The sequence below is a fragment of the Variovorax sp. SG517 genome (assembly GCF_013376045.1).
Lineage (GTDB): Bacteria > Pseudomonadota > Gammaproteobacteria > Burkholderiales > Burkholderiaceae_C > Variovorax.
Genome location: NZ_JABMJG010000005.1, coordinates 42,940 through 63,376 on the forward strand (window position 1 = coordinate 42,940; position 20,437 = coordinate 63,376).

General features: G+C 67.8%; 18 protein-coding genes. All 18 read left to right on the forward strand.

Annotation, left to right across the window (positions count from 1 at the left end; genetic code table 11):
* The first annotated feature begins 2 nt into the window (after positions 1 to 2).
* The 18 genes from FHT32_RS16160 to tssE all read left to right on the forward strand — a co-directional run bounded on the left by FHT32_RS16160 (position 3) and on the right by tssE (position 20,414).
* Positions 3 to 920, forward strand: coding sequence for a UPF0280 family protein (locus FHT32_RS16160; RefSeq protein ID WP_176665633.1), 918 nt, complete (start codon positions 3 to 5; stop codon positions 918 to 920).
* A gap of 21 nt (positions 921 to 941) precedes the next feature.
* Positions 942 to 1,583: an amino acid synthesis family protein gene (locus FHT32_RS16165; protein ID WP_176665634.1), complete on the forward strand. Its 642-nt coding sequence runs from the start codon at positions 942 to 944 to the stop codon at positions 1,581 to 1,583.
* Positions 1,584 to 1,619: 36 nt separating this feature from the next.
* A complete protein-coding gene (locus tag FHT32_RS16170) occupies positions 1,620 to 2,204 on the forward strand; it encodes an amino acid synthesis family protein (protein WP_176665635.1) in 585 nt (194 codons plus the stop codon).
* A gap of 70 nt (positions 2,205 to 2,274) precedes the next feature.
* Positions 2,275 to 3,480 carry an ABC transporter substrate-binding protein gene (locus FHT32_RS16175; protein ID WP_176665636.1) on the forward strand — a complete coding sequence of 402 codons (1,206 nt, stop codon included), beginning with the start codon at positions 2,275 to 2,277 and terminating at the stop codon, positions 3,478 to 3,480.
* Between the two features lie 222 nt (positions 3,481 to 3,702).
* Positions 3,703 to 5,637 (forward strand): ABC transporter permease, encoded by a 1,935-nt coding sequence (locus tag FHT32_RS16180; RefSeq protein WP_176665637.1) that lies wholly within the window; start codon positions 3,703 to 3,705, stop codon positions 5,635 to 5,637.
* Entirely contained in the window at positions 5,634 to 6,440 is an 807-nt protein-coding gene (locus FHT32_RS16185; RefSeq protein WP_176665638.1) for an ABC transporter ATP-binding protein, read from the forward strand. The genes FHT32_RS16180 and FHT32_RS16185 overlap by 4 nt, the downstream gene beginning before the upstream one ends.
* Positions 6,437 to 7,171, forward strand: a complete 735-nt coding sequence (locus FHT32_RS16190) for an ABC transporter ATP-binding protein (protein ID WP_176665639.1) — start codon at positions 6,437 to 6,439, stop codon at positions 7,169 to 7,171. The genes FHT32_RS16185 and FHT32_RS16190 overlap by 4 nt, the downstream gene beginning before the upstream one ends.
* A gap of 162 nt (positions 7,172 to 7,333) precedes the next feature.
* Entirely contained in the window at positions 7,334 to 8,059 is a 726-nt protein-coding gene (pncA, locus tag FHT32_RS16195; RefSeq protein ID WP_176665640.1) for a bifunctional nicotinamidase/pyrazinamidase, read from the forward strand.
* Positions 8,060 to 8,107: 48 nt separating this feature from the next.
* Positions 8,108 to 9,277 (forward strand): ABC transporter substrate-binding protein, encoded by a 1,170-nt coding sequence (locus tag FHT32_RS16200; RefSeq protein ID WP_256099019.1) that lies wholly within the window; start codon positions 8,108 to 8,110, stop codon positions 9,275 to 9,277.
* Positions 9,255 to 9,755 carry a (2Fe-2S)-binding protein gene (locus FHT32_RS16205; protein ID WP_176665641.1) on the forward strand — a complete coding sequence of 167 codons (501 nt, stop codon included), beginning with the start codon at positions 9,255 to 9,257 and terminating at the stop codon, positions 9,753 to 9,755. The genes FHT32_RS16200 and FHT32_RS16205 overlap by 23 nt, the downstream gene beginning before the upstream one ends.
* Positions 9,756 to 9,891: 136 nt before the next feature.
* A complete protein-coding gene (locus FHT32_RS16210) occupies positions 9,892 to 13,647 on the forward strand; it encodes a molybdopterin cofactor-binding domain-containing protein (protein ID WP_176665642.1) in 3,756 nt (1,251 codons plus the stop codon).
* A gap of 96 nt (positions 13,648 to 13,743) precedes the next feature.
* Positions 13,744 to 14,925 (forward strand): fumarylacetoacetate hydrolase family protein, encoded by a 1,182-nt coding sequence (locus tag FHT32_RS16215; RefSeq protein ID WP_176665643.1) that lies wholly within the window; start codon positions 13,744 to 13,746, stop codon positions 14,923 to 14,925.
* A 152-nt stretch (positions 14,926 to 15,077) separates the two neighbouring features.
* Entirely contained in the window at positions 15,078 to 16,172 is a 1,095-nt protein-coding gene (gene tssA, locus FHT32_RS16220) for a type VI secretion system protein TssA (protein WP_176665644.1), read from the forward strand.
* Positions 16,173 to 16,241: 69 nt separating this feature from the next.
* Entirely contained in the window at positions 16,242 to 16,820 is a 579-nt protein-coding gene (gene tssB / locus FHT32_RS16225; protein WP_176665645.1) for a type VI secretion system contractile sheath small subunit, read from the forward strand.
* Positions 16,821 to 16,850: 30 nt separating this feature from the next.
* Complete coding sequence (gene tssC, locus FHT32_RS16230) at positions 16,851 to 18,359, forward strand: type VI secretion system contractile sheath large subunit (RefSeq protein WP_176665646.1); 1,509 nt, start codon at positions 16,851 to 16,853, stop codon at positions 18,357 to 18,359.
* Positions 18,360 to 18,408: 49 nt separating this feature from the next.
* Positions 18,409 to 18,891, forward strand: a complete 483-nt coding sequence (locus FHT32_RS16235) for a type VI secretion system tube protein Hcp (RefSeq protein ID WP_019658414.1) — start codon at positions 18,409 to 18,411, stop codon at positions 18,889 to 18,891.
* Between the two features lie 123 nt (positions 18,892 to 19,014).
* The gene (locus FHT32_RS16240) at positions 19,015 to 19,875 is read left to right on the forward strand and encodes a type VI secretion system accessory protein TagJ (protein WP_176665647.1); all 861 of its coding nucleotides are present in this window, start codon (positions 19,015 to 19,017) and stop codon (positions 19,873 to 19,875) included.
* An 11-nt stretch (positions 19,876 to 19,886) separates the two neighbouring features.
* Positions 19,887 to 20,414: a type VI secretion system baseplate subunit TssE gene (tssE, locus tag FHT32_RS16245; protein ID WP_176666075.1), complete on the forward strand. Its 528-nt coding sequence runs from the start codon at positions 19,887 to 19,889 to the stop codon at positions 20,412 to 20,414.
* The last annotated feature ends 23 nt before the right edge of the window (positions 20,415 to 20,437 follow it).

Genomic DNA, 20,437 nt, shown 5'->3' on the forward strand with positions numbered 1-20,437 from the left:
TCATGCCTGCCGAACGCACGGCGCTCGACAAGAGCCGCTGGCACTTCAACCACGGCCCGATCGACATCGTGGCCGAGGCGCACGGCGACCCGTACGCCGTGGCCGCCGCGCACGACGCGGCGTGGGCGCGCTTCGTCCACGTGCTCGACGAGCTGGTGCACGAGCTGCCGCTGCTGCGACTGCCCGTCACCGACAGGATGCGCCCGCGCAACGTGGTGGCGCGCCGCATGTGGGACGCCTGCGCTGCGTTCTCGCCGACCTTCATCACGCCGATGGCGGCGGTGGCCGGCTCCGTGGCGCAGGAGCTCATCGCCTTCTACGAGCGCCCCGGCGTCGAGCGCGCGTGGATCAACAACGGCGGCGACATCGCGCTGCATCTCGCGCCCGGGCAGTCCGCGCGCGTGGGCGTGTTCGCCGACATCGCGCGCTTCGACCTGCGCAGCCATCTCGCCGGCGAGGGCGGGATCCTCACCACCGACGGCCAGTTCGAGCTGCGCGCCGACCAGCCCGTGCGCGGCGTCGCCACCAGCGGCTGGCGCGGACGCAGCTTCTCGCTGGGCATCGCCGACAGCGTGACGGTGCTGGCCGCCACCGCGGCTCAGGCCGACGCCGCGGCGACAGTGATCGCCAACGCCGTCGACGTGGACGACGAAGCCATCGCGCGCCGCCCCGCGAACGAGTGCAAGGACGACAGCGACCTGTGCGACACGCTCGTCACCGTCGACGTGCCCGCGCTGGCCCCCGCGCAGGTGCGCAGCGCACTCGATACGGGCGCGGTGTGCGCCAAGGTCCTGCAAAAAGGCGGGCTCGTGTGGGCCGCTCTACTCGTTTGCCAGGGGCAGTGGAGACTTGTCGAGCCCTTATGCTCGAAGGCGCTCGGCACAGCGTTGCCCAGATCCGTTGGTTCAGTATTTGCTTAACGAAAAGCAAGGTTCTTTTTCATGATCGAAATCCGCCGCGTCTTCACCCATGTCGAGCACATCCACCACGAGTTCGGACCGCGCGCCGACACCCCGCTGGTGCGTGGTGCCATCGGCGCGGTGCTGACCAATCCGTTCGCCGGCCGCTACGAGCCCGACATCCTGCCGATGATGGCGCTGCTCGACCCGGTGGGCGTCGACATGGCGCACCGGCTGCACGCCGCCATGGACGTGCCGCTGGAGCGGATCGCCACCTACGGCAAGGGCGCCATCGTCGGCGCCGACGGCGAGCTGGAGCACGGTGCGCTGTGGCACGTGCCGGGCGGCTACGCCATGCGCGAACTGCTGGGCTGGAAGGGCAGCCGCGCCGCCTACACCGCAGGCAAGGCTGAAGAGAAGACCGGCCAGCCCGGCAATGCGCTCTCGATCGTGCCCTCGACCAAGAAGGTCGGCCCGCCCGGCGCCGCGCTCGACGTGCCGCTGACCAACATCAACGCCAGCTACGTGCGCGGCCAGTTCGACGCCATCGAGGTGCGCGTGCCCGGCGCGCCGGCGGCCGACGAGATCGTCTTCATCCTCGCGATGAGCACCGGCTACCGCGTCCACGCACGCGTAGGTGGCCTGCTCGCCAAAGACATCAGCAAATGGGATGGCCTGCGCTGAGCCGCAGCATCCATACAGAGACAAGGAACACAGAACATGACCGCCAACATCCGCAAGCTCGTAGTACAGGTCGATGAAACCCGCCGCGAAATGGGCAAGGACATCACGCCGCCCACGCGCCGCGCCGTCGCCATCGCCGTGATCGAGAACCCCTACGCCGGCCGCTACAGCGAGAACCTCGACGACCTGATCGCCATCGGCGAGGAACTCGGCGCCCTTCTGGGTCAGAAGGCCGTGAAGGCGCTGAGCATCGAGCCCGGCCAGGCGCAGAGCTACGGCAAGGCCGCCATCGTCGGCGAGCGCGGCGAGCTCGAGCATGCCGCCGCCATCCTGCATCCCAAGCTGGGCGCGCCGCTGCGCGTGGCGGTCGAGAAGGGTGCGGCGCTCGTGCCCTCGGCCAAGAAGCAGGGCACGCTGGGCACCGCCATCGACGTGCCGCTGGGCCACAAAGACGCCGCCTTCGTGCGCAGCCATTTCGACGCCGTCGAGGCTCGCGTGAGCGACGCCCCGCGCGCCAACGAGATCGTGGTGGCGGTGGCCGTCACCGACAGCGGCCGTCCTCTGCCGCGCATCGGCGGCCTGCAGGTCCATGAGATCAAGGGCGAAGACGGTCTTCGCTGATCGTTTCTTCCGCCCTTCCAGCCCATTCACGGTGTTTCCTTTCCTCTTTCGATTTCAAGGAGCTTTTCCCATGACCCCATTGCGTCACGTCTTCAGCGCCGCAGCCCTCGCAGCGCTGACCACTGCTCTCGTTCCCGCGCATGCGCAGGGCGTGATCAAGATCGGCGAAGTCAACAGCTACAAGGCCCAGCCCGCCTTCCTCGAGCCCTACAAGAAGGGCATGGAGCTGGCCGTCGAAGAGATCAACGCCAAGGGTGGCGTGAACGGAAAGAAGGTCGAGCTCATCATGCGCGACGACAACGCCAACCCCGGCGACGCCGTGCGCGTGGCCGAAGAACTGGTGGCGCGCGAGAAGATCGACGTGCTCACCGGCACCTTCCTGTCGAACACCGGCCTGGCCGTGGCCGACTTCGCCAAGCAGAAGAAGATCTTCTTCCTGGCCGGTGAACCGCTGACCGACAAGATGACCTGGCAGGGCGGCAACGAATACACCTACCGCCTGCGTCCCGGCACCTACATGCAGGCCGCGATGCTGGTACCGGAAGCCGTCAAGCTCAAGAAGAAGCGCTGGGCCGTCGTGTACCCCAACTACGAATACGGCCAATCGGCCGTGGCCGCATTCAAGACACTGCTGAAGGCCGCGCAGCCCGACGTCGAGTTCGTCGCCGAGCAGGCGCCGCCGCTCGGCAAGGTCGACGCGGGCGCCGTCGCCCAGGCGCTGGCCGACGCCAAGCCCGATGCGATCTTCAACGTGCTCTTCGGCGCCGACCTCTCGAAGTTCGTGCGCGAAGGCAACACCCGCGGCCTCTTCAAGGACCGCTCGGTCGTCAGCGTGCTGACCGGCGAGCCCGAGTACCTCGATCCGCTGAAGGACGAAACGCCCAACGGCTGGATCGTGACCGGCTACCCCTGGTACGGCATCCAGACGCCCGAGCACAAGGCCTTCTTCCTCGCGTACCACGCCAAGTACAACGATTACCCGCGCCTGGGCTCGGTGGTCGGCTACAGCATGATCAAGTCCGTCGCGGCCGGCGTGGTCAAGGCCAAGGGCACCGAAACGCCGAAGCTCGTCGAAGCCTTCAAGGGCCTGCAGGTCGATACGCCGTTCGGCAAGATCAGCTACCGCGCCGAAGACCACCAGTCCACCATGGGCGCCTTCGTCGGCAAGACGAAGAACGAGAACGGCAAGGGCGTGATGGTCGACTACACCTACTTCGACGGTGCCAAGTTCCAGCCCTCCGCCGCCGACGTCAAGAAATCGCGCGCCGCCGACTGATATGGCTCGCCCCCAGGCTGCGCGCACTTCGTGTCGCTTCGCCAACCCCCTTCCGGGGGCAACACCAACGGCCCGGCAAAGCCGGTTCCGTGGTGTTCCCCGAATTTCTCCCTCCCCTTTTGGGGGAGGGTCGGGGTGGGGGCACGACGGCGCCAACCGCGGGGCTGCGTTGAATGCGGATGCTCCTCCCATGAATGAAAACCGCCACCAGAAGGCCTTCGGATGAGTCTTTCTTCATTGCTGCTTCAGTTCCTCACCGGGCTGTCGTCGGCTTCGTCGCTGTTCCTCGTGGGGGCTGGCCTTTCGCTGATCTTCGGCGTCACGCGCATCGTCAACTTTGCGCATGGCTCCTTCTTCATGGTCGGCATCTACCTTGCCTACACGCTGGTCGAGAAGCTCGGCGGCGGCATGGCCTTCTGGCCGGCGGTGGTGCTTTCCGCGATTGCGGTCGGCATCCTCGGCGCGCTGATCGAAATGGTGCTGCTGCGCCGCATCTACAAGTCGCCGGAGCTGTTCCAGCTGCTGGCGACCTTCGCACTGGTTCTCGTCATCAAGGACGCGGTGCTCTACATCTGGGGGCCTGACGAGCTGCTCGGGCCGCGCGCGCCGGGCCTGTCGGGCTCGGTCGAAATCCTGGGCCGGCAGTTTCCGACCTATGACCTGTTTCTGATCGTCGTCGGCCCGGTCGTGCTCGGCCTCATGTGGCTGCTGCTCACGCGCACCCGCTGGGGCACGCTGGTGCGCGCCGCCACGCAAGACCGCGAGATGGTCAGCGCGCTGGGCGTGAACCAGGCCTGGCTCTTCACCGCGGTGTTCGGGCTCGGCGCCATGCTCGCGGGCCTGGGCGGCGCGCTGCAGCTGCCGCGCGAACCGGCCACGCTCGCGATGGACCTCAACACCATCGGCGCGGCCTTCGTGGTGGTGGTGGTGGGCGGCATGGGCTCCATTCCGGGTGCCTATGCAGCCGCGCTGCTGATCTCCGAAATCAAGGCCGTGTGCATCTGGCTTGGCGTGGTTGAAATCTTCGGCTACAGCGTGTCGTTCTCGAAGCTCACGCTGGTGGTCGACTTCATCGTCATGGCCATCGTGCTGGTGTGGCGCCCGTGGGGCCTGTTCGGCAGGCCGCAGGCGCCCAGCCGCTACGTGGGCATGGCCGAGGAGCCGCTGCGCCGCGCGAGCAAGGGCTACCTGTGGCTGGTGGCCGCGCTGGGCGTGGCGCTCATGGCCATGCCTCTGCTTACCGCCGGCTCGCCCTACACCACGGTGCTGATGATCGACCTGCTGATCGCCGCCCTGTTCGCCGCCAGCCTGCACTTCATCATGGGCCCGGCCGGCATGCACTCGTTCGGCCACGCCGCCTACTTCGGCCTCGGGGCCTATGGCGCCGCGCTGCTGGTGCGCTCCAGCGGCCTGCCGATGGAAGCGGCGCTCATCGTGGCCCCGCTGGTCGCGGCCATCGGCGCCCTGGTCTACGGCTGGTTCGCGGTGCGGCTGTCGGGCGTGTACCTGGCCATGCTCACGCTGGCGTTCGCGCAGATCACCTGGGCCGTCGTCTACCAGTGGGATTCGTTCACCGGCGGCAGCAACGGCCTTACGGGCGTGTGGCCGTCGGAGTGGCTGTCGGACAAGCGCACCTACTACTGGCTCACGCTGGTGCTCGTGGCCGCCGGCATCCTGATGCTGCGCCGCGTGCTGTTCTCGCCCTTCGGCTATGCATTGCGCGCGGGCCGCGACTCGCTGCTTCGCGCCGACGCCATCGGCATCGACGTCAAGCGCATGCAGTGGACCGCCTTCGTCGTCGCCGGCGCTGCGGCCGGTCTGGCCGGCTCGCTCTATGCTTTTTCCAAGGGCAGCATCTCGCCCGAAAGTCTCAGCGTCGACAAGTCGGTCGACGGGCTGGTGATGGTGCTGCTGGGCGGCATCCAGACCCTGGCCGGGCCGGTGGTCGGCGCCGTCACCTTCAGTTGGCTGCACGACACCGTGGCGCGCAACACCGACTACTGGCGCGCGACGCTCGGCGCCATCATCCTGATCCTCGTGCTGCTGTTCCCGCAGGGTATTGCAGGCTTTGCCAAGCAGCTGACCGACAAGCTGCTGCGCCGCGGCAAGCCCGAAACGGCGCCGTCGGTGCCTGAGGTGAAGGAGGCCAAGGCATGACTTCCCCCAATAGCTCCAACGTACCTCTGCTGAAGGTCGAGAACCTCGGCAAGTCCTTCGGCGGCGTGAAGGCCGTGGACGGCATCAGCTTCGAACTGCATGCCGGCGAACTGCTGGCCCTCATCGGCCCCAACGGCGCCGGCAAGTCGACCACCTTCAACATGGTCAACGGCCAGCTCAAGGCCGACCAGGGCTCGATCCTGTTCGACGGGCACGAGCTCGTCGGCCAGAAGCCGCGCGCCATCTGGCGCAAAGGCGTGGGCCGAACCTTCCAGATCGCCGAGACCTTCGCCTCGCTCACCGTGGCCGAGAACGTGCAGATGGCGCTGCTGTCGCACGACGGCAAGCTGTTCTCGATGTGGCGCCGCGCGGCTGAACACAAGCGCGAGGAAGCGCTCGCGCTGCTCGACCAGGTCGGCATGAAGTCGCAGGCCGACCGACCCTGCAGCGTGCTCGCCTACGGCGACGTGAAGCGCGTCGAGCTCGCCATCGCGATGGCCAACTCGCCCAAGCTGCTGCTGATGGACGAGCCCACCGCCGGCATGGCGCCCAAGGAGCGCAATTCGCTCATGGCGCTGACCAAGGATCTCGTCATCCAGCGCGGCCTGGCCGTGCTGTTCACGGAGCACAGCATGGACGTGGTGTTCGCGTACGCCGACCGCATGATCGTGCTCGCGCGCGGTCGCCTCATCGCGCAGGGAAAGCCGCTCGAGATCCGCGACCACCCCAAGGTGCAGGAGGTGTATTTCGGAAGCGGCAAGACCTTCGAGAAGAAAGCCGAAGCAGTTGGAGAAGCCGCATGAGCACACACGAACCTTTGTTGCAGGCCAAGGCCCTGTGCGCCTGGTACGGCGCCGCGCAGATCCTCTACGACGTCGATCTCGAAGTGCGCCGCGGCGAAGTGGTCGCGCTCATGGGCCGCAACGGCGCGGGCAAGTCGACCACGCTGAAGGCGCTGATCGGCATGCTGGCCAAGCGCCGCGGCGCCGTGCGCTTCCTGGGCCACGACATCTCCAAGAGCGAGCCGCACCACGCAGCGCGACTGGGCCTGGGCTTCGTGCCTGAAGACCGCCGCGTGTTCACCGACCTCACGGTGATGGAGAACCTCGAGGTCGGAAAGCAGCCCGCGCGCCGCTGGGCCGACGGCAGCGACGCGCCGCTATGGACGCCCGAGCGCCTGTTCAAGCTCTTCCCCAACCTCGGCGAGATGCCGAACCGTCCGGGCGGGCGCATGAGCGGTGGCGAGCAGCAGATGCTCACGGTCGCGCGCACGCTCATGGGCAACCCGTATCTCGTGCTGCTCGACGAACCGTCCGAGGGCGTGGCGCCGGTGATCGTCGAGCAGATGGCCAACATGATCCTGGAGCTCAAGGCGCAGGGCGTGAGCATCCTGCTGTCGGAGCAGAACATGCACTTCGCCGAACTGGTGTCCGACCGCGCCTACGTGCTCGAGAAGGGCCAGATCCGCTATCACGCCACGATGGCCGAGCTCGCGGCGAACGACGAAGTTCGCCGCGCCTACCTCAGCGTCTAGCATGAAGCACACCCCCAGTCTTCGCGCACTTCGTGTCGCTTCGCCAACCCCCTTGCAGGGGGCAACACCGACGGCCCGGCAAAGCCGGTTCCGTGGTGTTCCTGGAAAGTTTCTCTTGTCCTGATTCAAGTTCCCCTTCCAGTCCTACCAGGAGTCCACGCCATGCATCGCAGAACCCTCGTGAAATCCGCCGCCGCCTTCGGGCTGGCCGGTGGCCTCGGCAGTGTCGCCTTCAACGCCTTCGCGGCCGGCAAGATCAAGCCCGGCGCCAAGGCGGCGCTGATCGTGGTCGACGTGCAGAACTGCTTTCTCGACGGCGGCACGCTGGCGGTGAAGGGCGGCAACGAGGTCATCCCGGTGATCAACGCGCTCGCGCCGGCCTTCGAGAACATCGTGGTCACGCAGGACTGGCACACGGCGGGCCATGCATCTTTCGCCAGCACCTACAGCGGCAAGAAGCCTTTCGAGACCACCAAGCTCAGCTACGGTACGCAGGTGCTGTGGCCCGATCACTGCGTGCAGGGCACCGACGATGCGGCGCTCGGCAAGGACCTGAAGGTGCCCACCGCGCAGCTCGTCATCCGCAAGGGCTTCCACAAGGACATGGACAGCTACTCGGCCTTCGAGGAAGCCGACCACAAGACGGCCACCGGCCTGGCCGGCTACCTGAAGGCGCGCGGCATCAAGACGGTGTTCGTCACCGGCCTGGCCACCGACTTCTGCGTGGCCTGGACCGCGATGGACGCGCGCAAGGCTGGCTTCGAGGCCTACGTGATCGAGGACGCCACGCGCGGCATCGACCTCAACGGCTCGCTGGCCGCCGCGTGGAAGCAGATGACGGCCAAGGGCGTCAAGCGCATCCAGTCCGCGGACATCCAGACCGCCTGAACGCGCCCCCGCAAGAACGACAAGAACGAACCACGAGGCTCAGGACGCATGAAGCTTTCCATCACAAGGCGCGCCATGGTCGCGGGTGGCGCCGCCCTTGCACTCGGCCCTGGGCTGCTGCGTTCGGCGCGCGCGGACAACGGCACGAACGGTGTGACTGACACCACCATCCGCATCGGCCAGTCGGCCGTGTTCAGCGGGCCGGCCAAAGACTTCGGCATCGACTACCGCGCGGGCATCAAGCTCTACTTCGACAGGGTCAACAAGTCGGGTGGCGTGAACGGCCGCAAGATCGAGCTGGTCACCTACGACGACGCCTACGACCCCGCGAAGACGGCCGTCAACACCGCCAAGCTGATCGACGAGGACAAGGTCTTCGCGCTCACCGGCTACGTGGCCACCGGCAATCTCGCCGCGGCGATGCCGCTCGCCGAGAAGGCCGGCGTGCCGATGTTCGCGCCGCTGGTGGGCACCACGTCGTTCCGCACCAAGGTCAACCGCTACCTGTTCCACGTGCGCGCGGGCTACGACCTGGAGCTGCGCAAGATCATCAGCCACCTCTCGACCATCGGCATCCAGTCGATCGCGGTGGTCTACCAGGACAGCGCCTTCGGCAAGTCGAACCTCGCCACCTGCGAGGAGCTCGCGGCCGACTACAAGGTGAAGGTGCTCAAGACCTTCCCGCTGGCCATCGCGGCCGAGGACGCGAAGCAGGTCGTCACCGGCCTCGCCGACGCGAAGCCGGGCGCGGTCGTGATGATCATGGCCGGGCGCATGGTGGAAGTGTTCATGCGCGACTACCGCGCCAGCGCCGTGGGTTCGCCGCTGTACACGCTGTCGGTCGGCATCACCGATGCGGCCGGCTCGGCCAAGCGGCTCGACGGCAAGCTCGCGGGCCTGGTCACGGCCAGCATCGTGCCGCCGCCGCAGGCGCTGCGCGTGCCCATCGTGGCCGACTACCAGCGCGACCGCGCCGAGTTCGGCGAGAAGATCGACAGCTACACCGCGCTGGAGGGCTACATCGTCGCGCGCGTCATGGTCGAGGGCCTGCGCCGCGCGGGCAAGACGCCCACGCGCGACAGCTTCATCGCCGGGCTGGAGAGCATCGGCAGCACGCGCTTCGGCGAATTCCCCATCGAGTACAGCGCGAAGAACCACAACGGCTCGACCTTCGTCGATCTGGAGATATACGCCCGTGACGGCCAGCTGCGGCGCTGAGCCGCTGCGCCTGCTGGTCAACGGCCGGGCGCAATCGATAACGGGCGTGCCGCGCGAGGCGACGCTGCTTCACCTGCTGCGCAACGACCTGGGGCTGAACGGCCCCAAGTACGGCTGTGGTCTGGGACAGTGTGGCGCCTGCACCGTGCACGTGGACGGCGTGGCCGCGCGCTCGTGCGTGATTCCGGCGCACGGCGTGGCGGGGCGTGCCATCACCACGCTCGAAGGCCTGGGCTCGCGCGGCAGCTGGCACCCAGTGCAGGCCGCCTTCGAGGATGCGCAGGCCGCGCAGTGCGGCTATTGCCTCAACGGCATGGTGATGCAGGCGGCGGCGCTGCTCGCGCGCGATCCGCAGGCGAGCGAAGTGCGCATCCGCGCCGAGCTGTCGGGCAACCTGTGCCGCTGCGGCACGCACATCGAGATCCTCGACGCGGTGCAGCGCGCGGCGGTGCGCATGCGCGCGGAGGCGAGCGCATGAGTTTCGGGTCTTCTCCCCTCTCCCTCTGGGAGAGGGCCAGGGTGAGGGCATCGGCCTTTGCCGAAGCGCAGCCATTGCTATCGCCGCCGGCCCTCACCCCAACCCTCTCCCGCAAGCGGGAGAGGGGGCAAATTCCATGACGCGCCGCGCCGACCTGCCTCAGACGCGCGCCGAGTTCCTTGCCGCCACCGGCGTGCTGCTGGTGCTGCGCGAGACCCCGCCGCCGCCAGCCCCGGCCAAGGGTCAGCCTGCCTTCATCGCCAGCAACCCCGCCGAAGGCGACGAGGTGCTGCTTGCCGTGTGGGACGACGGCAGCGCCTCCGCGCTCAACGGACACGTCGACCTCGGCACCGGCATCCAGACGGCGCTGGGCCAGATCGTGGCCGAGGAGCTCGATCTCGGCATGCCCTGCGTGCGCGTGATGCTCGGCGACACCGCGCGCGCGCCCAACCAGGGCGCGACCATCGCCAGCGCCTCGATCCAGATCCACGCACAGCCGCTGCGGCTGGCCGCGGCGCAGGCGCGCGCATGGCTGCTGGCGCGTGCGGCCGAGCGCCTGGGCGTGGCCGAGGATGCGCTGCAGGTGCGCAACGGCGTGGTGCGCGTCGCGCAGGCGCCGGACCGGCATGTCAGCTACGCCGACCTCGTGGCCGGCCAGCGGACCGTGCTGCGGCTCGATCCGAACGCGAAGCCCAAGGACCCGGCCGACTACCGCGTCGTCGGTACGCGGCAGGCGCGCGTCGACATCCCGGCCAAGCTCGCGGGCGAACTCGTGTTCGTGCACGACATGCGCGTGCCCGGCATGCTGCACGGCCGCGTGGTGCGCCCGCCGTATGCGGGCGCGGACCACGGCGAGTTCATCGGCAACACGCTGGAGTCGGTCGACGAGTCGTCGATCGCGCACATCCCCGGCATCCGCGCGGTGGTCGTCATCCGCGACTTCGTCGGCATCGTGGCCGAACGCGAGGAACACGCCGAGCAGGCGCTGCGCGAGCTGCGCGTGAAGTGGAAGCCATGGCCCGGCATGCCCGACCTCGGCGACCTCGCGAAGGCCCTGCGCGACAACCCCTCCACGCAGCGGTTGCTGGTCGACGAAGGCGATGTCGACGGCGCCATCGCATCGGCGGCGCAGCCCATGCACCGCACCTACGTGTGGCCCTACCAGATGCATGCGTCCATCGGCCCGTCGTGCGCTCTGGCCGAATGGCAGCCCGCCGACGGCAGCGCCATGCAGCTGCGCTGCTGGGCCGGCTCGCAGAATCCGCATGTGCTGCGCGCCGATCTTGCGAAGCTCATGGGCGTGGAGGATGTGCAGGTCGACGTGGTGCGCATGGAGGCCGCGGGCTGCTACGGCCGCAACGGCGCCGACGACGTGGCCGCCGACGCGGCGCTGCTTGCGCGCGCGGTGGGCGCACCGGTGCGCGTGCAGCTCACGCGCGAGCAGGAGCATGCGTGGGAGCCCAAGGGCGCCGCGCAGCTGATGGAAATCGACGGCGGCCTCATGGCCGACGGCAGCGTCGCCGCCTACGACTTCGAGACCTCGTACCCGTCGAACGGCGCGCCCACGCTCGCGCTGCTGCTCACGCGCACCATCGAGCCGGTGGCGCAGGCCTTCGAGATGGGCGACCGCACGGCGCGTCCGCCCTACAGCTACGACAACCTGCGCGTGAAGGTCAACGACATGGCGCCGATCGTGCGCGCCTCGTGGCTGCGCGGCGTGTCGGCGCTGCCGAGTTCGTTCGCGCACGAGTCGTACATCGACGAGCTGGCGACGGCGGCGGGCGTCGACCCGGTGCAGTTCAGGCTGCGGCATCTGAAGGACCCGCGCGCCGTCGAGCTCGTGCAGGCCACCGCGCAGAAGGCCGGCTGGCGCATGCGCACCGGGCCGCAGGAGAACGCCGACGGTGGGCTCGGCGAGGGCGGCGACATCCTCTTCGGCCAGGGCTTCGCCTATGCGCGCTACGTCCACAGCAAGTGGCCGGGCTTCGGCGCGGCGTGGGCCGCGTGGGTGGCCGACGTGGAGGTCAACCGCAAGACCGGCGAGGTGCACGTGCGCCGCGTGGTGGTGGGGCATGACGCCGGCCTGATGATCAACCCGGCGGGCGTCGAGCACCAGGTGCACGGCAACGTGATCCAGACGACGAGCCGGGCGCTCAAGGAGCGGGTGGAGTTCGCGCCGCAACAGCAGCAACAGCAAGGCACGGCGGCGGGCGCGCAGCTGCCGGGCGTGCTGCCTTCCGGCGTGGTCGCGAGCCGCGAGTGGGGCGGCTACCCGATCATCAACTTCCGCGAAGTGCCGGTGATCGAGGTGATGCACATGCCGCGGCCCGGCGAGCCTTCGCTGGGCGCGGGCGAGTCGTCGTCGGTGCCCGGCACGGCGGCGATTGCGAATGCGATCTTCGATGCGACGGGCGTGCGGTTCCGCTCGCCGCCTTTCACGCCGGAGACAGTGCTGGCCGAATTGAACCGGGGTTCGCTCCCTCCCCCCCTGGGGGAGGGCGGGGATGGGGGCATACGGCGCTCAAATGGCGACGCTGCCGTGCCCCCATCCCAACCTTCGCCCAAGGGGGGAAGGAGCAATGCGCCATGGCCTCGGCGCAAGGGCGTATGGGCGACGGGCGCGGCGCTGGTCGTCGGCGGCATCGGCGTCATCGCGGGACTGCTCGGCTGGCGCTCGGCCATCGCGCCGGTGTCGCTCACCGCGCCGGTCTACAGCCAGGCCACCATCGAGCGCGGCCGTGTGCTCGCCGCGGTGGGCGACTGCGCCGTGTGCCACACCGCACCCGGCGGCACGGCCAACGCGGGCGGCCGTGCCATGGACACGCCCTTCGGCACGCTCTACACCACCAACCTCACGCCGGATGCGGAAACGGGCCTCGGCCGCTGGTCCTTCAGCGCCTTCCAGCGCGCGATGCGCGAGGGCGTCTCGCGCGACGGCCACTACCTGTATCCCGCGTTCCCCTACACCGCCTTCGCGAAGACCAGCGACGACGACCTGCACGCGCTGTACGCGTACTTCATGTCGCTGCCTGCCGTGCGCGCGGAAACGCCGAAGTCCGAGCTCAAGTTCCCGTTCAGCATCCGGCCGCTGATGGCCGGCTGGAACGCGCTCTTCCACGATCCGGCGCCGATGCAGCCCGTGGCCACGCAGAGCGCGGAGTGGAACCGCGGCGCATACCTCGTCAATGGCCTCGGGCATTGCGGCGCCTGCCATACGCCGCGCAACGCGCTCGGCGCGGAGCAGGGCGGCAGCGCCTTCCTCTCGGGCGCGATGGTCGATGGCTGGGAGGCGCCGGCGCTCACGCAGCTGGCGTCGAAGTCGGCGGTGCCGTGGGATGCCGACGAGCTCTACCGCTACCTGCGCCACGGCCACACGCAGCGCCACGGCATCGCGGGCGGGCCGATGGCCGAGGTGGTGCGCGAGCTCGCGCAGGTGCCCGATGAGGACATCCGCGCGATGGCGACCTACCTCGGCTCGTTCAATCCCCCGCCTGTCGCGCAGCCCGCAGCCGTCGCGCAGCAGGTGGTCGACAACGCCGCACGCACGCAGGGGCAGCTGCTGGGCCCCGCACAGCGCATGTTCGACAGTGCCTGCGCCTCCTGCCACCACGACGGCAACGGCCCCACGCTGCTCGGCGTCAACACGCCGCTCGCGCTCAACAGCAACCTCACCAGCGCGCGGCCCGACAACCTGCTGCGCACCATCCTCGACGGCGTGCGCGAACCCGCGAGCCGCGACATCGGCTTCATGCCCGGCTTCCGCGAGGTGCTCGACGACCGGCAGATCGCCGAACTCGCCGGCTACATGCGCGCGCGCTTCGCGCCGCAGGAGCCGGCGTGGACCAACCTGCCCGCCGAGGTGGCGCGCGTGCGCGCGACGCCGGGGCACTGACTGCGGACGGAGAAAAGGCGAAGCAGGCCGCGCCGTCTCCCGTGTGCGCCGCTACGATGCGGCACAGCGCACACCCATCCACGGAGACACCACGCCATGCCGCTCGACCTTTCCATCTCTTCCTGCCTTCCCCGCGACGCCGAACGCGCCACCCTCGTCGGACGCCTCTGGCAGCCCGGCGTCGGCCCCGTGCTTGTTGCCGTTCACGAAGGCGGCCTGCACGACCTGTCGAAGCTCGCGCCCACCATGAGCGATCTGCTCGAAGGCAAGGAAGCGCCTGCACAGGCCGTTCGCCGCGCATTGCAGGGCGCACCGCGCATCGCGGCGCTCGATGAGGTCCTTGCCAACAGCGACGAGACCGCGCGCGATGCGGCCAGACCATGGCTGCTCGCGCCCTGCGACCTGCAGGCCGTGAAGGCCAGCGGGGTCACATTTGTTGCGAGCCTGCTCGAACGCGTGATCGAGGAGCAGGCGCGCGGCGATGCGTCGAAGGCCGAGGCCACGCGCGCGGCCATCGGCAGCGTGCTCGGCGACAACCTCGCGGACATCGTGCCCGGATCGCCCGAGGCAATGAAGGTCAAGGAAGTGTTGATTGCGCAGGGCGCGTGGTCGCAGTACCTCGAAGTGGGCATCGGACCCGACGCGGAGATCTTCACGAAGGCGCCGGTGCTCTCCGCCGTGGGCACCGGCGCGGACGTGGGCATCCATTCGGGTTCCGCGTGGAACAACCCTGAGCCCGAGGTCGTGCTCGCGGTGAACAGCCGCGGCGAAACCCTCGGCGCCGCGCTGGGCAACGACGTCAACCTGCGCGACTTCGAAGGCCGCAGCGCACTGCTGCTGGGCAAGGCGAAGGACAACAACGCCTCCTGCGCGATCGGCCCTTTCATACGCTTGTTCGATGAGCACTTCGGCATCGCGGACGTGCGCCGCATCACCGTTGCGCTGGAAGTGACGGGGCCCGAAGGCTTCGTGCTCGAGGGATCGAGTTCTCTATCGAAGATCAGCCGCGATCCGCTCGATCTCGTGTCGCAAACCATAGGAGTAAATCACGCTTATCCCGATGGCTTCATGTTGTATCTGGGAACGATGTTCGCTCCGACACAAGACCGTCACGGGCCTGGGCAAGGATTCACCCACGTCGTGGGTGACCGGGTGCGCATTGCCGCTCCGGAACTCGGCGCGCTGGTCAATCGCGTGGTGCACGCGGACAAGGCGCCGATGTGGACTTTTGGTATCAGTGCGTTGATGCGCAATTTGGCTGCTCGCGGTTTGCTGTGAACGAGGTGTAGTCGTTCTGTTTGAATTTCAAAAGGAGTTGTACTTCTTAGTAATTCATACGCGCCGTGTTGCAATCTGTTGCTGTTGACCGCATCACTTGTTCCCCTCAAGATTGCTGTTGTTAGGAAACGTTTGAACGAGGGGAGCAGAGGTTGGCGCAGAGCGAGATCGATCTATTGCAGGTGCCTGTGGAGGGCCCGCTGCCTTGCGGTGAAGACCTGGAATACGACCCCGATTTCATGGCGTTGCACCAGGCAACGGCGGGTAAGCGCGAGCAGCAGTTCGGCTCGACCATCATTCCCGCCGAGCCGCCCGATTGGGCTCGCGTCGAGCGCATCGCGAAGCAGTTGTGCACACGCACGCGCGACCTGCGGGTGCTGGTGCCCCTCACGCTGGCGTGGACCGAGAACCGTGGCTTGCCGGGTTACGTCGAAGGACTGCAACTCGTCGACGTGGTGCTGCAGAAATTCTGGGACGACGTGCATCCGCGCGTCGTCGACGGCGGCTTTGAGGACCCGCTGCCGCGCATGAATGCGCTGGCCGCGCTGGCCGAAGCCGAGGGACTCGGACGCAGTGTGCGCGATGCGCGGCTGGTCGACGACGGCGGCGCATCGATGAGCCTGCGGCAGGTCGAGGCCTTGCTCGATTCGAGCAAGACCGACCATCAGATCGACTACCCGGGCGGCATCGGCCGGCTCAGGGACACGGTGCGGCGCGCACAGGAAAAGTCGGCGCCTCCGGTGGTGGCGTTGCGTGCGGCACTCGAGCTGCTGCAGCGCATCCGGGAGACCTGCGAACGCGCGCTCGGCCAGAGCTGGGCGCCCGACTTCTCGCGGCTCGAGCGCTCGCTGCGAACCGTGGCCCAGCTGCTGCCGGAGCAGGTACAGGCCGAAGAGCCAGTACCCGGCGAGGCCCGCTCGGCAGCCGGTGCGCAAGGGGTCGACGTCGCGGGAGCGGTTGCGAACGGTGCGGCCGCGGGGCCCGCAAATGGCGGTGCAGGCCTACGTCCGGTGCTCATTAAGGATATTGAAATATCGAGCCGTGAAGATGTGCAGGTGTTGCTCGAAAAGGCTTGCCAGTTCATGGAGCGAACGGAGCCCAGCCATCCGGCGCCCATGCTCATCCGCAGGGCGCAGCGGCTGCTGGACCTGAACTTCTTCCAGATCATCGAAGAGCTCGTGCCCGAGGGTTTGCAGAAGATAGAAAGTCTTGCAGGACGGCCGTTGAACGGCGGCCAGGCCGAATAACGGTAACGACAAGGCGCACGAAGGCCGACGGGGCGCACCCGCACGCATTACAGATTCAAGAGGAAGCTTATGGCAGACAACCGTGTCAGAAACAGTGGTCAGAAGTTCATTGCGCGCAACCGCGCGCCGCGCGTGCAGATCGAGTACGACGTCGAGATCTACGGCAGCGAACGCAAGATCCAGCTGCCCTTCGTGATGGGCGTCATCGCCGATCTCGCGGGCAAGCAGATCGACCCCATGCCCGATCTCGCCGAGCGCGAATTCATGCCCGTCGACATCGACAACTTCGACGACCGCATGAAGGCCATCAAGCCGCGCGTCGCCTTCCAGGTGCCCAACACGCTCACCGGCGAAGGCCAGATGAACGTCGACATCACCTTCGACAGCATGGACGACTTCTCGCCCGCGCGCATCGCCCGCCAGGTCGGCGCGCTGCAGCAGCTGCTCGAGGCGCGCACCGAGCTGTCGAACCTGCTTTCGTACATGGACGGCAAGAACGGCGCCGAACAACTGATCGCGCAGGCGCTGCAGAACCCCGGGCTCCTGAAGTCGCTGGCGTCGGCGCCCAACCCGGCCGTTGCCAAGGCGGTGGAAGCCGCGAACGAAAAGGCCGGCAATCCCGGCACCCCTTCCGACTCTTCCGAGTAAGCGCGAGCAGCAGCAAGGACCGCCACCATCATGAGCACCGCCCCCAAACAGACCACCGCGCGCGCACCGGCCTCCGTCGAGACGCTGGAGCCGAACGAGTTCTCGAACCTGCTGCAGCGCGAGTTCAAGCCCAAGACCGACCAGGCCCGCGAGGCGGTGGAGAACGCCGTCAAGACGCTGGCCGTGCAGGCGCTCGAAAGCACCGTCACCGTCTCCAACGACGCCTATCGCACCGTCCAGGCCATCATCACCGAGATCGACCGCAAGCTCTCCGAGCAGATCAACCAGATCCTGCACCACGAGGACTTCCAGCAGCTCGAAGGCGCGTGGCGCGGCCTGCACTACCTCGTGAACAACACCGAGACCGACGAGCAGCTCAAGATCCGCGTGATGTGCGCATCGAAGCGCGAAGTCGCGCGCTCGCTCAAGCGCCACAAGGGCATCGGCTGGGACCAGAGCCCGCTGTTCAAGAAGATCTACGAAGCCGAGTACGGCCAGTTCGGCGGCGAGCCCTTCGGTGCGCTGATCGGCGACTTCCACTTCGACCACAGCCCGCCCGACGTCGAGATGCTCGGCGAGATGGCCAAGATCGCCGCCGCTGCGCACTGCCCCTTCATTGCGGGCGCGTCGCCCACGGTGATGCAGATGGATTCGTGGCAGGAACTGTCGAACCCGCGCGACCTGACCAAGATCTTCCAGAACACCGAGCACACCGCATGGCGCTCGCTGCGCGACTCGGAAGACGCGCGCTACATCGGCCTGGCCATGCCGCGCTTCCTGGCACGCCTGCCGTATGGCGCACGCACCAATCCGGTCGACGAGTTCGAGTTCGAGGAAGAAACCGACTCGGCGGCGCACAACCGCTACACCTGGGCCAACTCGGCCTATGCGATGGGCGTGAACATCAACCGCTCGTTCAAGCAGTACGGCTGGTGCACGTCGATCCGCGGCGTCGAATCGGGCGGTGCGGTCGAGAACCTGCCCACGCACACCTTCCCGACCGACGACGGCGGCGTGGACATGAAGTGCCCGACCGAGATCGCCATCAGCGACCGCCGCGAGGCCGAGCTCGCCAAGAACGGCTTCATGCCGCTGGTGCACCGCAAGAACTCCGACTTCGCGGCCTTCATCGGCGCGCAGTCGCTGCAGTTGCCGGCCGAGTACTACGACGCCGACGCGACGGCCAACGCGAACCTCGCGGCACGCCTGCCGTATCTCTTCGCCTGCTGCCGCTTCGCGCACTACCTGAAGTGCATCGTGCGGGACAAGATCGGTTCGTTCCGCGAGCGCGAGGACATGGAGCGCTGGCTCAACGACTGGATCATGAACTACGTCGACGGCAGCCCCGGCACCTCGTCGCAGGACACGAAGGCAATGAAGCCGCTGGCGGCGGCGGAAGTCCAGGTGGAAGCCATCGAGGACAACCCCGGCTACTACGCCGCCAAGTTTTTTCTCCGGCCGCACTATCAGCTCGAAGGGCTGACGGTGTCGTTGCGGCTGGTTTCGAAGCTGCCATCCAACAAGAAGGACAGCAGCTAATCCAACGGCGTCCCGGAATCGGGCGCAAATAACTCTGGGGGTTTAAATCATGGCAGTAGACATGTTCATGCGCGTTGAAGGCGCGAACGGCGAATCGAAGGACTCGAACCACAAGGAGTGGACGGACATCAAGTCGTTTGCGTGGGGAGCAACGCAGCCTGGAAACATGGTCAGCGGCGGTGGCGGTGGCGTTGGCAAGGCCAGCTTCAACGACCTGCAGGTGCTCGCGCGCATCGACAAGGCGGCACCTTCGGTGCTGAAGAACTGCGCCAGCGGCAAGCACCTGAGCAAGGTGGAGGTATCGGTGTGCAAGGCGGGGGGCTCGCAGATCGAATACACGCGCGTCACGCTCGAAGAGGTGCTGGTGACCTCGGTGCAGTACACGGCAGAACAAGGCTCCGACGCCGTGTTCGTGCAGTACGCATTCCAGGCCGCCAAGGTGAAGCAGCAGTACTGGGAACAGACCGACAAGGGTGGCAAGGGCGCCGAGACGGTTCTGGCCTGGAACATCAAGGAAAACAAGGAAGCCTGATCCTTTTTCCCTGTGCGCGGCCGGCCCACGGGCCGGCCGTGATTTTTTTCCCGACGGCCTCCGCGGCCGTCCTTTGCACACAGGCCTTCGCGCCGTGTGCCAGCCAGTCAGCGAGGAAGCTTCATGGGCGATGGGTTTGCAGTACTGGGCGAGCGCTCGGTGGCGGAGCACACCGAATGGGTACAGCGGCAGATTCGCGCCAATCCCCAGAATGCCAGCCTGCGTCTTGCGCTGTGCCATTTCCTTGCACTGCGCGGCGATTGGCAGCGGGCCGAGGACCAGCTCAAGCTGGCCACCAAGCTCGATCCCACTTTCACTCCCGCCAGCGTCACGTGTTCGATGGCGCTCGCGGGCGAGCGCCATCGCAGCGACTTCTGGTCAGGCGGGCGCGCACCGGCCATCGTCAGCGGCAACGCGGAATGGGTCGAGCAGCTGATCGCCGCGGCGGCCCTGCCGGCCGACCGTGCCGATGAAGCCGCCGCCCTGCGCGAGACCGCGCGGCAGGCCGCACCCGCACTGCGCGGCGCCATCACCAGCGTCGACCGCTCCGACTCGCGCGCCGTGCAGGCGCTCGACGGGGAGCCGGTGGAGCGCAGCAGCTTCGAATGGCTGTGCGATGGCGACGTGCGCATCGGTGCGGTGTTCGAGCTGCTCACGCCCTCGGGCTATGCCTGGCTGCCCCTGCCCGAGGTGCGCCGCATCAAGTTCTCGCGTCCGCAGCATCTGGTCGACCTGCTGTGGGCGCCCACCGAGTTCGAGCTGCACGACGGCCGCGCGCTCAACGGCCTGGTGCCCGTGCGCTATCCGGGCCAGCTCGAAGGCCTCGACGACGAAACCACGCTGGGCCGCCGCACCGACTGGCTGCCGCTGTCCGGCGAAGACCAGTACGCGGGCCTGGGCCAGCGCACGCTGATCAGCGAGGCCGGCGACCATTCGCTGCTCGACCTGCGCCTCATCGAGTTCTCGCGCGAGGGCGCTGCCTGATGAGTGGAATGATGGACACCGACGGCGACCAGCAGGAAAGCGTCGCGCGCGACCGCCTGCAGCCGGTGCTGCTCGACCGGCTCACCGACAAGGCGCCGCAGACCCGCCAGGAGCGCGCGGGTGCCTTCCTCATGAGCGGCAGGCTGCTGCGCGACTCGGTGCTGCGCGACCTGCAGTGGCTGCTCAACACCACCAACTTCGGTACCGAGCACGACATCAACGCCATGCCGCGCGCGCGCCGCTCGGTGCTGAACTTCGGCGTTCGCGGCTGGGCCGGCGGGCGCATGTCGGAGGTCGACTTCGCGGACGTCGAGGCGGCCATCCGCGCGGCCATCATCGACTTCGAGCCGCGCATCATGAAGGACAGCATCGACGTGCGCTGCGTGACCGACGCCACCGATCTCGAGCACCACAACCTGCTCGCGCTGGAGATCCGCGGCACGCTGTGGTCGGTGCCGTACCCCATCGAATTCATCCTGCGCTCCGAGCTCGACCTCGAAAGCGGGCACATGGTGCTGCGGCCGACAGGAGGACTCTGATGACGGAATTGTCTTGCCGTGGA

Coding starts and splice junctions, on each gene's coding strand:
- pncA (WP_176665640.1), top strand. CDS start 7,334: ATGCATCGCAGAACCCTCGTGAAATCCGCCGCCGCCTTCGGGCTGGCC.
- tssE (WP_176666075.1), top strand. CDS start 19,887: ATGGACACCGACGGCGACCAGCAGGAAAGCGTCGCGCGCGACCGCCTG.
- FHT32_RS16240 (WP_176665647.1), top strand. CDS start 19,015: ATGGGCGATGGGTTTGCAGTACTGGGCGAGCGCTCGGTGGCGGAGCAC.
- FHT32_RS16185 (WP_176665638.1), top strand. CDS start 5,634: ATGACTTCCCCCAATAGCTCCAACGTACCTCTGCTGAAGGTCGAGAAC.
- FHT32_RS16210 (WP_176665642.1), top strand. CDS start 9,892: ATGACGCGCCGCGCCGACCTGCCTCAGACGCGCGCCGAGTTCCTTGCC.
- tssB (WP_176665645.1), top strand. CDS start 16,242: ATGGCAGACAACCGTGTCAGAAACAGTGGTCAGAAGTTCATTGCGCGC.
- FHT32_RS16235 (WP_019658414.1), top strand. CDS start 18,409: ATGGCAGTAGACATGTTCATGCGCGTTGAAGGCGCGAACGGCGAATCG.
- FHT32_RS16160 (WP_176665633.1), top strand. CDS start 3: ATGCCTGCCGAACGCACGGCGCTCGACAAGAGCCGCTGGCACTTCAAC.
- FHT32_RS16180 (WP_176665637.1), top strand. CDS start 3,703: ATGAGTCTTTCTTCATTGCTGCTTCAGTTCCTCACCGGGCTGTCGTCG.
- FHT32_RS16165 (WP_176665634.1), top strand. CDS start 942: ATGATCGAAATCCGCCGCGTCTTCACCCATGTCGAGCACATCCACCAC.
- tssC (WP_176665646.1), top strand. CDS start 16,851: ATGAGCACCGCCCCCAAACAGACCACCGCGCGCGCACCGGCCTCCGTC.
- FHT32_RS16190 (WP_176665639.1), top strand. CDS start 6,437: ATGAGCACACACGAACCTTTGTTGCAGGCCAAGGCCCTGTGCGCCTGG.
- FHT32_RS16175 (WP_176665636.1), top strand. CDS start 2,275: ATGACCCCATTGCGTCACGTCTTCAGCGCCGCAGCCCTCGCAGCGCTG.
- FHT32_RS16200 (WP_256099019.1), top strand. CDS start 8,108: ATGAAGCTTTCCATCACAAGGCGCGCCATGGTCGCGGGTGGCGCCGCC.
- FHT32_RS16215 (WP_176665643.1), top strand. CDS start 13,744: ATGCCGCTCGACCTTTCCATCTCTTCCTGCCTTCCCCGCGACGCCGAA.
- FHT32_RS16170 (WP_176665635.1), top strand. CDS start 1,620: ATGACCGCCAACATCCGCAAGCTCGTAGTACAGGTCGATGAAACCCGC.